Raw genomic sequence first — 13426 nt, 5'->3', positions numbered from 1 at the left:
CGGCTATCCAGCAGGGATGGATTGGCTCTCAGCTCGTTCAACTCAGAGAAATACGGATGGCCGCGGCCGTGGCCAGCGGTGCCAGCACCAGGGCAACCACCAGCCCCGCGCCCAGCATCAGCAGCGCACCGACTGGATCCTGCCCACGGCCGGCTGCCGCCAGACTGCCTGCACCGAACACCAGCACCGGCACATACAGCGGCAACGACAGCAACGCCACGAGAATACCAGAGCGCCGGATGCCGACGGTCAGTGCTGCCACCACACCGCCGATCAGGCTCAACACGGGTGTTCCCAGCAGCAACGATGCCAGCAACATCGGCAGTTGGTCATGCGGCAGATGCAGCATTTCCGCCAGCAACGGGCTGACCACGATCAGCGGCAGCGCCGTGGTGGCCCAGTGCACCAGCACCCGCACCAATACCAGCCAGGCCAACGGCACCGGGGCCAGCAGCCATTGTTCCAGCGAGCCGTCTTCGGCATCGGAACGGAACAGCGAGTCCAGCGCCAGTTGCCCGGCCAGCAGAACCGCCAGCCACAGCACGGCACCGGCCGTAGCGGCCAGCGGCTGCGGATCGCGGCCCTGGGCCAGGGCGAACAGCACCACCACCAGCAGCGCGAACAGCAGCGGCTGCAGGGCATCGCCACGGCGGCGCCACAGCAGGCGCATGTCGCGCGCCACCAGGGCGCGAGCGGTCTGCCACAGACCCGGTTCGGTGCCCGGCGCGATCATGCGGCTTCTCCCTGGGCAAGATCCGGCTGTAGTTGCAGCAGGCGCGTGCGTACCGGCGGTGCGGCATAGGCACCATGGGTGGTGACCAGGGCGGCACCGCCACTGCGCAGGTGTGCGGAAATCATCCGGTTGACCAGGTTGATGCCGTCCAGATCCAGGTTGGCGTAGGGTTCGTCCAGCAGCCACAGCGGAGCGGGTGAGAGCCAGATGCGGGCCAGTGCCAGCCGCCGTTTCTGCCCGGCCGACAGGTGCCGCACCAGGGTGTCTTCGTAACCGGCCAGGCCGACGATAGCCAGCGCATTGCCCGGCATCTGGCGCGCGCGCCGCCCATGCAGGCCGCACAGAAAGTGCAGGTTTTCCAGCGTGTCCAGATCCGGCTTCAGCGCGGGCAGGTGGCTCAGGTAGGCCACGTAGCGCGCGCGCTCGGCCGTGCTGGCCTGCTTGCCGTCGATGCGCACCTGGCCGGCGCCCGGCCGGGCCAGGCCGGCCAGCACGCGCAGCAGGGTGGTCTTGCCGGCGCCGTTGCCGCCCTGCACCAGCAGCGCCTCGCCGGCGTCCACATGGAAGTCCAGCGGGCCGAACACGGGCTCATCATTGCGGGAGAAGCTCAGGCCGCTGGCGGCCAGCAATGCAGGGGTGTTCAAGGGGCAGGGATCTTCATGCCGGGGTGCGGCGGCAATTGTAGCGGTGAATGCGGCCCCGGTAGCGCCGGAACAGGGCCGCTGGCGGCGTGGAATATGCAAAGAACAGCCCGGTTCCGCAGGCAGGGCGTGGATTTCGTACACTTCCGGGCCTTGTTCTCCCATATTCCAGGCCGATGCAACCGAACACCAAGCTGCCCAAGGTCGGCACCACCATCTTCACGGTCATGTCCCAGCTCGCCGCCGAACACGGCGCGGTCAACCTGGGCCAGGGCTTCCCGGACTTCTCCGCACCGCAGCGGCTGATCGACGAGACCAGCAAGGCCATGGCGGCCGGCCTGAACCAGTACCCGCCGATGACCGGCGTGGTGCCGCTGCGCCAGGCCATCGCGCAGAAGTCGCTGGACCTGTACGGCGCCACCATCGACCCGGACACCGAGATCACCGTGACCAGCGGTGCCACCGAGGCCATCTTCAACGCCATCCACGCCGTGGTGCGTGCCGGCGAGGAAGTGATCGTGCTGGACCCTGCCTACGACTGCTACGAACCGGCCATCGAGCTGGCCGGCGCCACCGCCGTGCACGTGCCGCTGGACCCGCAGACCTTTGCCGTGGACTGGGACCGCGTGCGCGCGGCAATCACCCCGCGCACCCGCATGCTGATGGTCAACACCCCGCACAACCCGTCCGGCGCCATGCTGGACGAAGCCGACATGCAGGCGCTGGCCGACCTGCTGCGCGGTACGCAGATCTACCTGATTTCCGATGAGGTGTACGAGCACATCATCTACGACGGCCGCCGCCATGAATCGGCGCTGCGTTACCCGGAACTGCGCGAGCGCACCTTCGTCATCTCCAGCTTCGGCAAGACCTACCACTGCACCGGCTGGAAGATCGGCTACGCGGTGGCGCCGCCACTGCTGACTGCCGAATTCCGCAAGGTGCACCAGTACAACACCTTCACCAGCTTCGGCCCGGCCCAGTATGGGTTTGCCGCGATGATCCGCGACGAGCCGGAACACCACCTGGAACTGGGGGCGTTCTACCAGGCCAAGCGTGATCGCTTCCGCGAGCAGCTGGCCGGCACGCGCCTGAAGCCGCTGCCGGTGCCGGGCGGCTACTTCCAGCTGGTCGACTATTCGGACATCAGCGATCTGCCCGACCACGAATTCGTGAAGTGGCTGACGATTGAAAAGGGCGTGACCGCCATTCCGCTGTCGCCGTTCTACGAAACCGCGCCGGTGGGCCAGCGCCTGGTGCGCCTGTGCTTTGCCAAGAACGAAGCCACCCTGGACGCGGCGATCGAACGCCTGCGCCTGCTCTGAGGGAACACGACCATGCAGGACCTGCGCATTTCCCTTGTCCAGGGCGACACCCGCTGGCATGACCCGGCGGGCAACCGCGATTACTACGGCGCGCTGCTGGCGCCGCTGGCCGGCCGCACCGACCTGGTGATCCTGCCGGAGACCTTCACCAGTGGGTTTTCCAACGATGCCATTGCCCAGGCCGAGGGCATGGACGGCCCGACGGTGGCCTGGCTGCGCGAGCAGGCACGTGCGCTGGATGCCGCGGTGATCGGCAGCGTGCAGCTGCGCGAAGGCGAGGGCGTGTACAACCGCCTGCTGTTTGCCACGCCTGACGGTGAGCTGCAGTACTACGACAAGCGCCACCTGTTCCGTTATGGCGGCGAGCACGAACGCTATGCCGCCGGCCGCGACCGCCTGAGCGTGGAATGGAAGGGCTGGCGGATCAATCCGCAGGTCTGCTACGACCTGCGTTTCCCGGTGTTCTGCCGCAACCGCTACAACGTGGAGCGGGCAGGGCAGATGGATTTCGACCTGCAGATCTTCGTGGCCAACTGGCCCTCGGCACGTGCCTATGCGTGGAAGACCCTGCTGCGCGCGCGCGCCATCGAGAACCTTTGCTTCGTGGCGGCGGTCAACCGCATTGGCGTGGACGGCAACCAGCTGCACTACGCCGGCGACAGTGCGGTGATCGATTTCCTGGGCCAGCCGCAGGTGGAGATCCGCGAGCGCGAGCAGGTGGTCACCACCACCATCTCGGCCGAGGCCCTGGCCGCGCACCGCGCGCGCTTCCCGGCCATGCTCGATGCCGACGCCTTCCATCTGGACGAGCGCGCCTGAGCGCACGCTGCGGCGGCTGAACGCTTGCCGCACCCACGCGCGCGCCTGCATCCACCGTGCACGCGCGCGCTGCTAGATTCGCCGGCAGTCCGAATGAAGTGGAAGTGCTGCCGATGAAGAAGTCCCTTGCCCTGCTGCTGGCCCTTGCCGCCAGCGGCCTGGCCCCGGCCGCGCAGGCCGGCGGCAACCTGGATTGCCAGTTGCGCTACAACCTGTCCGGCTGGTCGCTGATCTACAAGACCGCCTCGGGCACCGGCACGGTCCGCTGCAGCAACGGCGCCAGCATGCCGGTGCGCATCCAGCTCAAGGGCGGTGGCCTGACCGTGGGCAAGTCGAAGATCACCGATGGCCGCGGCAGCTTCACCGGCGCCAGCAGCGTGGGTGAGCTGCTGGGCACCTATGCCTCGGTCGGTGCCCATGCCGGTGCGGTGAAATCCAGCAACGCCCAGGTGATGACCAAGGGCGACATCTCGCTGGCCCTGTCCGGCACCGGCAAGGGCTGGGACCTGGGCGTGGATGGTGCGGCGTTCACCATCAGCCGCCGCTGAGCCTTACCAGCCGATCTGCAGGTGCCAGGCGTGGCCGGTCACGCTGAGCTGTTCGACCACGTAGCCGCGATCCTGGTAATGCGCCAGTACCGCTTCGGCCTGGCCTTCGCGGGCCTGGCCGCGCGGCAGGGATACTACGATGCGGCGTTCGCCCTTGCGCGAGTTGGCGTCGATGGAATGATCGATGTCCTGGATGAATTCGCCGGTGGTGCGGCCAGCGAGGTCGGCGTTGGCGCGGGCCTGGTCGGGGGTGATGCCGGTCATGGGTGTTGCCTTGTCGTGTGAGTGAGGCTTGACGATAGGCAGTGGCCGCACCAGATGCGGCGACCTATGGCACAAATGGCCTGTTTTCAAACAATTCCTAGAGAAGACCCGCGCAACGATCAGGCGCCCTCATGAGCCAGCCACCAACAAAAAACCCCGGCCGAAGCCGGGGTTTTTCATTTCAGCGAGGACCGCGATCAGCCGCCGCGCGGGCCGCTGCGGCGCGGGCCGCCCGGACCACGATTGCCACCGGGGCCACCCGGGCCACGGTTGCCACCCGGACCGCCGGGACCACGGTTGCCGCCCGGGCCACGGTTGCCACCGGGACCGCCCGGACCGCGACCGCCCGGACGGGCGCCGTGCGCCGGCTTCGGGCTGCCATACGGGTTGAAGCCCGGGGTGGCATGGTCGGACGGGAAGCTGGGGGCATTGCCCGGATGGCCGTACGGGTGCTTGTTGCCCTGGCCCTGCGAGCGGTTGCCCGCGCTGGCCGGACGACCCTGGCCGCCACCGGCGCCACCACGGCCTTCGCCGCCGAAGCCGCCACGGCCCTGACCGCCGGCATTACCGCGACCTTCGCCGCCGAAACCACCACGGCCCTGGCCGCCGCCGGCACCCGCACCCTTCGGCTTGCCGTACGGACGGCCCTGGCCGCCTGCGCCCGGACCACGGGCACCCGGGCCACGCGCGCCGGGGCCGGCGTTGCGGTGGCCGCTCGGGCCGGTGCTCACGCCATCGGGCACATACCAGGTGCGGAACGCGGCCGGGTTGCCTTCCGGCAGCGAACGATCGTTCTTCGGCGCGCGCTGCTTGAACGGCTTCTGCGACTGCTTGGCCGCCGCTTCACCGCTGACGGTCAGGCCGCCCTTGAAGCCGCCGCCCTTGCCACCACGGCCACGGCCGCGGTCTTCGCGCACGTTGTCGAAGCGGCGCAGTTCGCGGCCTTCATCGGCCGTGCTGTGGCCATTGACGTAAGCGTTGCCGCGGCCACCTTCGCGCACGCGCACGGTGGTCTTGGCGGCGCGGCGCTGGCCGATCACCGGCTGCAGGGTCAGCGCCGACGGCGCGCCTTCTTCCAGCTTCAGCTGCGCGCGCAGGGCTTCCACCTGGGCGCTGGGCAGTTCCACGGTCTGGCCACGGGCCAGTTCGCGCGGCAGCGACACCTTGCCGTAGCGGGTGCGCTTGAGGCGGCTGACCTGGCAGCCCTGCGATTCCCACAGGCGGCGCACTTCGCGGTTGCGGCCTTCCTTCACCACCACGCGGAACCAGTCGTGCGAATCGGTGCCGCCGATGCGTTCGATCTCGTCGAACTTGGCCGGGCCGTCTTCCAGCGCCACGCCGCGGGCCAGGCGGTCGACGATCGCGTCGCTGACCTTTTCTTCGCCTTCCGGCGCACGCACGCGCACCACGTATTCGCGCTCGACCTCGAACGACGGGTGCATCATGGCGTTGGCCAGTTCACCGTCGGTGGTGGCCAGCAGCAAGCCGGTGGTGTTGATGTCCAGGCGGCCGATCGCGATCCAGCGCGCGCCCTTCAGTGGCGGCAGCGCTTCGAACACGGTCGGGCGGCCTTCGGGGTCTTCGCGGGTGGTCACTTCGCCTTCCGGCTTGTTGTAGACCAGCACGCGCGACGGCTCGGCCAGCGCGGTGGCCACGAAGCCACGGCCGTCCAGCTCGATCTTGTCGCCGCTCTTGACCGACATGCCGGTCTGCGCGACTTCACCGTTCACCTTGACCAGGCCTTCGGCGATGCGCTGTTCCAGCGCGCGGCGCGAACCCAGGCCAGCCTGGGCCAGCACCTTGTGCAGGCGCTCTTCCAGCTTGAACTGTTCGGAGGTGGCTTCGCGCTTCAGCGACAGCTTGTTACGGGGGGTGTCACTCATCAGATTTGCTCCGGCCGACGGTTTCGAGGTCGGCCTCTGGTTCGGAATCGGCTTGGTCAACAGCCACGGTCGTCATCGCGACGGCGTTGTCTTCGCGTTCGTTCACGGGAACCGCGCGCTCGCCCGGCGCGGAATCGGGGTGCCCAGCATCGAAGGGCGAAGGTGCTTGCTCGTCACTGGCCGGTGCAGGGGCTGCGCCGGCGGAATCGGGGGTGTTGCCAGTGCCTGCGTCCAGGCGGGTGTCATCGTTGGCAGCGCCGTCAGGGTCGGCACTGATGTCCGGGCCGGCGGCGCCGGCGGCGGCCGGGCCGTCACGGTCCAGTGCCAGCTGCGGCTCCAGCTCGCCCAGGTCCTTCAGTTCGGACAGTGGCGGCAATTCGTCCAGCCGCTTCAGCCCAAAGTAGTCCAGGAAGCCCTTGGTGGTGCCAAACAGCGCCGGCTTGCCGGGTACGTCGCGGTGGCCGACCACGCGGATCCACTCGCGTTCTTCCAGCGCCTGGATGATGTTGCTGCTGACGGCCACGCCGCGCACCTGCTCGATCTCGCCGCGGGTGATCGGCTGCCGGTAGGCGATCAGCGCCAGCGTTTCCAGGGTGGCGCGGGTGTAGCGGGTCTTGCGTTCGGTCCACAGCCGGCTGATCCAGCCATGCACTTCGGCGGTCACCTGGTAGCGGAAGCCGGAGGCCACCTCCAGCAGTTCCACGCCGCGGCCGGTGCAGGCCTCGCGCAGCTGTTCCAGGGCGCGCTCGATGCTGCCCGGCGGCGCCGGCTCGTCTTCCGGGAACAGGTCTTTCAGCTGGGCCAGGGTGAGCGGCTGGCTGGACGCCAGCAGGGCACCTTCGACAATACGGTTGATCAGCGGTTGGTCCATCGGCAGGCAGCGCTCACTCGTTCTCGTTGGCGGCGTCGTTGTCGTCGAACTCGCTGCTGAACTGCAGCGGGGCGTTGGTGTTGCCGGCCGCCAGCGACTTCACGTAGATCGCCGCCAGCGGTTCTTCCTGCACGATGTCCAGCAGCTGTTCCTTGGCCAGTTCCAGCATGGCCAGGAAGGTGACCAGCACGCCCAGCTTGCCTTCCTCAGCGGTGAACAGACTTTCAAACCGGTAGAACCGGCCATCTTCCATGCGGCCCAGGATCTCGCCCATGCGCTGGCGCACGCTCAGCGCCTCGCGCTTGATCGCATGGCCAGTGAACAGCTCGGCGCGCTTGAGCACGTCGTGCAGGGCCAGCAGCATTTCCTTCAGGTCCACCGGCGGCGGCAGCTTCACCGTCGCCCGTTCCGGCATGAACGCATGCGCCACCGTGGTGTCGCGGTCCTGCCGGGGCAGGGCGTCGATATCCTCCGCCGCCTGCTTGAAACGTTCGTACTCCTGCAGCCGGCGCACCAGCTCGGCGCGCGGATCGGCCTCGTCGCCGTCCTCGCTGACCGGCCGCGGCAGCAGCATGCGCGACTTCACTTCGGCCAGGATCGCGGCCATCACCAGGTATTCGGCGGCCAGCTCGAAACGCAGCTCGCGCATCACCGTGATGTATTCCACGTACTGCCGGGTGATCTCGGCCACGGGAATGTCCAACACGTCCAGGTTCTGCCGACGGATCAGGTACAGCAGCAGGTCCAGCGGCCCTTCGAAGGCATCCAGAATGACTTCCAGCGCGTCCGGCGGGATGTACAGGTCCTGCGGAATCTGCAGGACCGGTTGCCCATGCACCACGGCCAGCGGCATTTCCTGCTGCTGGGGGGCGGGCGGCCGGGTTGGCGGGTTCGCGTCGAGCGCGAGTTCGGAAGTCATCTAATGGACGTCAGCATTGCAACGGACCAGTCGCGGTACCCGCCATGCCGGGCCAACGCCACGGCCACGGGGGCACCAGGCACGCCTGTCTCGGCGCGATTCCACACATATGAAACAGCAGCACGCGCTGCACAACAGCGGCAGCGACAAGACTACGGGGAGGTCGTCTACGTGGCCCGTCAGGAAGCGGCGGGGCGATCGTCGGGGGCTGCGGAAGCCGCGGAAACCGACGGGCTGCTGCATCCAGCCACGTGCAATTGACCCTAGGGTAAGGCTTTGCCGCGCCAGTGTCCAGCAACGGCAGGCAACCGGCTGGCATTGGCTAGAATCGGCGCACCGCAACATGAACGAGGAACCACCCCATGTGGTACGTGATTGAAGGCTATGACGGCCAGGATGTGCTGGCCCAGCGGCTGCAGGTACGCCCGCAGCACCTGGCGCGCCTGCAGGCGCTGAACGACCAGGGGCGCCTGCTGCTGGCCGGTCCATGCCCGGCCATCGACAGCGAAGACCCGGGTCCGGCCGGCTTCAGCGGCTCGGTGGTCATCGCCGCATTCGACTCGCTGGCGCAGGCACAGGAATGGGCCGAAGCCGACCCGTACGTGGCTGCGGGCGTGTACGTACGCACCCAGGTGCGTCCGTTCCGCAAGGTGCTGCCATGAACGCGCGGCGCATCGGACAGATTCGTGATGCGCTGCAACAAGCATTGGCCCCCAGCGTGCTGGAGATCGAAGACGACAGCCATCGCCATGCTGGCCATGCCGGCGCGCGCGATGGGCGCGGCCATTTCAACGTGCACGTGGTCAGCGAACGCTTCGCCGGCATGGCCCCGCTTGCGCGCCACCGCGCGGTCTACGCCGCGCTGGGCAGCCTGATGGACACCGACATCCATGCGCTGTCCATCCGTGCACATACCCCGTCAGAACAGGGCTGAAAATGACCCAGATACTGTCTTTGCAGGTCACCGTGCGGGCCTGCGCGGGACAACTTTTTGTGTCCGGAATGGGACATTCGCCTAACGGACAGTTTACAAGCGCAGATGGAAACGCTTACATTCCGCGCCAAGCTGGTAGGTCCAAGCCGTGGAGGGCGGCTTCGTGAACAAGGCAGCCATAACAATCAAAGATGTCGCACGCGAAGCCCGGGTCTCCGTGGCCACGGTTTCCCGCGCGCTCAACGGGCATGAGAACGTTGCCGAACCGGTCCGCCAGCTTGTGCTGGAAGTGGCCGCGCGGCTGCGCTACACCCCACATGCTGCCGCGCGCAGCCTCAGCAGCCGCCGTACCAATACGGTGGGCGTGGTGCTGCCCGACCTGTACGGTGAATTCTTCTCCGAACTGATGCGCGGCATCGACGGGGTGGCCCGCAGCCGCCGCCAGCACCTGCTGGTGTCCAGCTACCACGGCGACCAGGAACAGCAGGGCGCTGCGCTGCGCGCCATGCGCGGCCGCGTCGATGGCCTGCTGGTGCTGTCCCCGTATGCGGAAAGCCCGGGGTTCCTGACCGACAACCTGCCGCAGTCGCTGCCCACCGTGCTGATCAACACCTACCTGCCCACGCAGGACCACCCGGTGTTGAGCATCGACGACCACGCAGGGGCGATGGCCATGACCCGCCACCTGCTCGATGCCGGCCACCGCCGCATCGCTTTCATTTCTGGCCCGGACCTCAACTTCGACGCGCGCGAGCGCCTGCGCGGCTTCCGTGACGCGCTGGCGGCTGCTGGCAATGGCGCCGAAGGCATCGAGCTGCCCGGTGATTTCGACGAAGCTTCCGGCCATCGCGCCGGTCAGGAGTTGCTGGCAGCCGGTGCGCTGCCCGATGCCGTGTTCGCCGCCAACGACATGATGGCCCTGGGGTGTCTGTATGCGTTCGCGCAGGCAGGCGTCCACGTGCCCACCGATGTCGCCCTGGCGGGTTTCGATGACATTCCGCTGGCGCGGTTCGTACACCCATCGTTGACCACCATGCAGGTCAGTATCGCCGAGTTGGGCGATCGGGCCATGACGCGCCTGTTGCAGTTGATGGACGGCACTACCACGGAAGGGGCAGGGGACAAGCAGACGCTGGTACCCCGCCTGATCGTTCGAGATTCCACCACCTCGCCATCCGGCCGTTGAAGCCGGAGGCTTTCCTTTTCTTTTGACTGATCGCAGGAACCGCGCAAGCGGGACCACCACCCGGAGATTGAGTTGATGATGCATTCCACCATCCGCACGCCGGCACGCCGGCTGCTGAGCACCGCCCTGGTCAGCTGCCTGATGTTGGCCGCTGCCCCGAACGTGATGGCCCAGTCGGCCAACGCCAGCCTGCGTGGCCAGGTGTCCGGCGCCCAGGCCGGCGCGGAAGTGACCGCCACCAACGTGGCCACCGGTTCGGTACGTCGTGGTACCGTGCGTGCCGACGGCAGCTACTCGCTGATGGGCCTGGACCCGGGCACCTATGACGTGGTGGCCAACGGCCAGACCCAGAAGGTCACCGTCACCGTGGCCTCCACCGCCACGCTGAACTTCAGCGAAGCGGCCGCCACCGGCGGCGGCACCACCGCGGCCACCAATCTGGACACCGTGAACGTGGTCGCGCCGACCCTGCTGCAGGAAGTGCGCACCTCCGAAGTCGGCAAGACCGTCAGCCTGCAGCAGATCCAGACCACCCCGCAGGTGTCGCGCAACTTCCTGGAGTTCGCCGACGCCGTGCCGGGCATGATCTTCACCCGTGATGCCAAGGGCAACACCTCGCTGCGCGGCGGTGCCACCAATGCCGACGGCACCAACGTCTACATCGACGGCGTGGGCCAGAAGAGCTACGTGAAGGGCGGCGGCGTGGCCGGCCAGTCCGGCAGCGCCGGCAACCCGTTCCCGCAGCTGGCCATCGGCGAATACAAGGTCATCAGCGGCAACTACAAGGCCGAGTACGGCCAGGTGTCCAGCGCCGCGGTGACCGCAGCGACCAAGTCCGGTACCAATGAATTCAAGGGTGAGGCGTTCTACCGCTACACCGACGAAGACATGCGCGCCAAGACCCCGGCCGAGCGCCAGGCGGGCCAGGACAAGATGGTCTCGGCCGAGAAGGAATACGGCTTCGCCCTGGGCGGCCCGATCGTCAAGGACAAGGCCCACTTCTTCGTGACCTACGAAGCCAAGCGCTTCGACCTGCCGGTCACCATCGCGCCGGACGGTGCGGTGACCAGCAGCGTGGGTCTGCTGCCGGCTGACGGCGCTGCCGGCCTCGGCCCGGCCAGCCAGCCGTTCCAGCAGGACCTGATCTTCGCCAAGGTCGACTTCGAGCCGACCGACAACGATCGCATCGAGCTGACCTTCCAGGACCGCGACGAAACCCAGCAGCAGTTCAGTGGCCAGACCTCGCCGGAAGCCGGCCGTGAAGTGGTCAACACCGACCGCCGTTATGCGCTGCGCTGGAACCACAGCGGTGAGCGTTACTACAACGAATTGATGGTCACCCACGAAGATTCGTTCAACAACCCGACCCCGCTGACCCTGGCCAACGGCATCACCTACACCGCACCGGACGGCACCGAAGACCGCACCATCGTGAAGGTCGGTGGCGCTTCGGCACTGGATTCGCAGGTGAAGGGCCAGAAGGGCTGGTCGATCGAAGACAACCTGACCCTGGACGGCATCCAGTGGGCGGGCGACCACACCATCAAGATGGGCGTGAAGTACAAGGAAATCGATCTGTACGCGTCTGACGCGGCGCAGATCAACCCGACCTTCACCTACACCCTGGGCGATCCGGACTTCCCGTCGGACATCCCGTACAAGGCGCAGTTCGTCAAGCCGGTCACCGGCGTGTCGGGCGTGTCCGGTGAAGTGCGTTCCAAGGCCAAGCAGCTGGGTCTGTTCATCCAGGACGACTGGCAGGTCAACGACCACCTGCAGATCAACCTTGGCCTGCGCTGGGATTACGAAAAGAACCCGGCCTATCTGGATTTCGTGACCCCGCAGCAGGTGGTGGATGCCATCTACTCGCAGGACCCGCGTGCCGCCGCCGGGCAGACCTACGCCGATTCGCTGGCGCTGGGCGGCCTGGACATCAGCGATTACATCAGCAACGGCCACAACCGCAAGGCGTTCAAGGATGCCTGGCAGCCGCGCCTGGGCTTCTCGTATGACATCAACGCCGACGAGCAGCACGTGATCCACGGTGGTGCCGGCCGTTCCTACGACCGCGACCTGTTCGACAACCTGCAGCTGGAAACCACCAAGCTGGCCCTGCCGCAGCCGACCATCTACTTCCGCAACCCGGCCACCGGCACCTGCATCAACGGCCAGGCCGCCTGCTACGACTGGAACCCGAACCTGCTCAACGGCATCGGCAACCTGCAGGCCCTGGTGGGCGCCACCAGCAATGCCGGTCTGGAAGTGGACCTGCTGAACAACAAGCTGAAGGCCCCGTACTCGGATCAGTTCAGCCTGGGCATGAGCAACCAGATCGGTGACTGGCTGACCGACGCCACCATCGCCCGTACCCTGAGCTACGACGGCTTCGCCTTCACCCTGGGCAACCGTTACCCGACCGGCCAGTTCTTCGATGACCCGCGCCTGTGCGGCGGCACCGACCCGGGCCTGAGCCAGGCCTGGAGCTGCAACGTGCCGGGCTTCGGCAGCCTGATCATCGGCCAGCAGGGCATCAAGACCCGTGCCACCCAGGTGCTGCTGTCGGCGCAGAAGCCGTTCACCAAGGAAAGCGGCTGGGGCACCTCGATCGCCTACACCTGGACGACCGCGCGCCACAACCGCGACATCAATGAAAAGTACGCGTTCGACCGCGGCCTGATCGGCGATTACCCGACCATCCGTTCCAACGGCGCGCCGCGCCACCGCCTGGTGGTGACCGGTTCGTACGCGGGCTTCTGGGGCATCACCTTCGGCGGCAAGATCACCCTGGCCACCCCGACTGCCGTCAACGACTGGTACGGCATTCCGCAGGCCAGCGGCTACACCCTGCCGACCCCGCAGGCCGCCGTGCCCAACGCCAATGGCAAGTTCCTGATCGGTGGCAAGGTGTTCGGCTACCGCTCGGTCGACCTGCAGGCGACGAAGACGTTCAAGATGCCGGGTGATACCGAGCTGTACGCTCGCCTGGACATCATCAACGTGTTCAACTTCGACAACTTCTCCAGCTACAACTACATCAAGAGCAACGGCAAGCTGGAAGCCAGCTACAACGAGACCGGTGACATCATCGGTACGCCGCGCCAGATCAAGGCCGAAGTGGGCTTCCGCTTCTGATGATCGCGCTTGGTACCGCCGGTTCGCCGGCGGTACCGGTGGTGCAATGGCCGGCCGTGATGGCCGGTCCATTGCCCATGCCAGCGCACCGCGACTGCACGGTGCACTGGCATGGGCAATGACGCCGACACCCGGGCCACGGTTTTCGTGGTTTTTTAAGAGTCCGTGCTG

The 13426-nt window shown here is 67.1% G+C and carries 13 protein-coding genes; 7 read left to right on the top strand and 6 right to left on the bottom strand.

What is annotated here, in order from left to right:
• Positions 1-37 precede the first annotated feature (37 nt).
• Both ccmB and ccmA read right to left on the bottom strand, forming a co-directional pair.
• Entirely contained in the window at positions 38-733 is a 696-nt protein-coding gene (ccmB, locus tag IAE58_RS03925) for a heme exporter protein CcmB (RefSeq protein WP_108753606.1), read from the bottom strand.
• Complete coding sequence (ccmA, locus tag IAE58_RS03920; RefSeq protein WP_108753605.1) at positions 730-1377, bottom strand: heme ABC exporter ATP-binding protein CcmA; 648 nt, start codon at positions 1375-1377, stop codon at positions 730-732. The genes ccmB and ccmA overlap by 4 nt, the downstream gene beginning before the upstream one ends.
• Positions 1378-1550: 173 nt before the next feature.
• Here ccmA and IAE58_RS03915 point away from each other — a divergent pair, with 173 nt between their 5' ends.
• The 3 genes from IAE58_RS03915 to IAE58_RS03905 all read left to right on the top strand — a co-directional run bounded on the left by IAE58_RS03915 (position 1551) and on the right by IAE58_RS03905 (position 4066).
• Positions 1551-2699: a pyridoxal phosphate-dependent aminotransferase gene (locus tag IAE58_RS03915; RefSeq protein WP_199932631.1), complete on the top strand. Its 1149-nt coding sequence runs from the start codon at positions 1551-1553 to the stop codon at positions 2697-2699.
• Positions 2700-2711: 12 nt separating this feature from the next.
• A complete protein-coding gene (locus IAE58_RS03910; protein WP_108753603.1) occupies positions 2712-3518 on the top strand; it encodes an amidohydrolase in 807 nt (268 codons plus the stop codon).
• A gap of 113 nt (positions 3519-3631) precedes the next feature.
• Positions 3632-4066, top strand: coding sequence for a hypothetical protein (locus IAE58_RS03905; RefSeq protein WP_199932632.1), 435 nt, complete (start codon positions 3632-3634; stop codon positions 4064-4066).
• Between the two features lie 3 nt (positions 4067-4069).
• Here the strand turns inward: IAE58_RS03905 and IAE58_RS03900 are convergent, their stop codons facing one another.
• The 4 genes from IAE58_RS03900 to IAE58_RS03885 all read right to left on the bottom strand — a co-directional run bounded on the left by IAE58_RS03900 (position 4070) and on the right by IAE58_RS03885 (position 8003).
• Complete coding sequence (locus IAE58_RS03900; RefSeq protein ID WP_108753602.1) at positions 4070-4330, bottom strand: hypothetical protein; 261 nt, start codon at positions 4328-4330, stop codon at positions 4070-4072.
• Between the two features lie 197 nt (positions 4331-4527).
• A complete protein-coding gene (locus IAE58_RS03895; protein ID WP_199932633.1) occupies positions 4528-6213 on the bottom strand; it encodes a pseudouridine synthase in 1686 nt (561 codons plus the stop codon).
• Positions 6206-7084, bottom strand: a complete 879-nt coding sequence (gene scpB, locus IAE58_RS03890) for an SMC-Scp complex subunit ScpB (protein WP_108750100.1) — start codon at positions 7082-7084, stop codon at positions 6206-6208. Before scpB ends, IAE58_RS03895 begins: the two co-directional genes overlap by 8 nt.
• Positions 7085-7097: 13 nt before the next feature.
• Positions 7098-8003 (bottom strand): ScpA family protein, encoded by a 906-nt coding sequence (locus IAE58_RS03885; protein WP_108750099.1) that lies wholly within the window; start codon positions 8001-8003, stop codon positions 7098-7100.
• 362 nt (positions 8004-8365) lie between these two features.
• On the opposite strand from IAE58_RS03885, the gene IAE58_RS03880 reads away from it, so the two are divergent.
• The 4 genes from IAE58_RS03880 to IAE58_RS03865 all read left to right on the top strand — a co-directional run bounded on the left by IAE58_RS03880 (position 8366) and on the right by IAE58_RS03865 (position 13255).
• Positions 8366-8665: a YciI family protein gene (locus IAE58_RS03880; protein WP_108762442.1), complete on the top strand. Its 300-nt coding sequence runs from the start codon at positions 8366-8368 to the stop codon at positions 8663-8665.
• Positions 8662-8937: a BolA family protein gene (locus IAE58_RS03875; protein WP_199932634.1), complete on the top strand. Its 276-nt coding sequence runs from the start codon at positions 8662-8664 to the stop codon at positions 8935-8937. Before IAE58_RS03880 ends, IAE58_RS03875 begins: the two co-directional genes overlap by 4 nt.
• A 148-nt stretch (positions 8938-9085) precedes the next feature.
• Positions 9086-10123, top strand: coding sequence for a LacI family DNA-binding transcriptional regulator (locus IAE58_RS03870; protein WP_108750096.1), 1038 nt, complete (start codon positions 9086-9088; stop codon positions 10121-10123).
• Between the two features lie 75 nt (positions 10124-10198).
• On the top strand, positions 10199-13255 hold the full coding sequence (locus IAE58_RS03865; RefSeq protein ID WP_108753597.1) for a TonB-dependent receptor: 3057 nt from the start codon (positions 10199-10201) through the stop codon (positions 13253-13255).
• Positions 13256-13426 lie beyond the last annotated feature (171 nt).

The sequence above is a fragment of the Stenotrophomonas sp. S49 genome, assembly GCF_016624905.1.
Taxonomy (GTDB): Bacteria; Pseudomonadota; Gammaproteobacteria; order Xanthomonadales; family Xanthomonadaceae; genus Stenotrophomonas.
The sequence above is the reverse complement of the archived record's forward strand: the minus strand, read 5'-3'. Positions and strand labels throughout refer to the sequence as shown.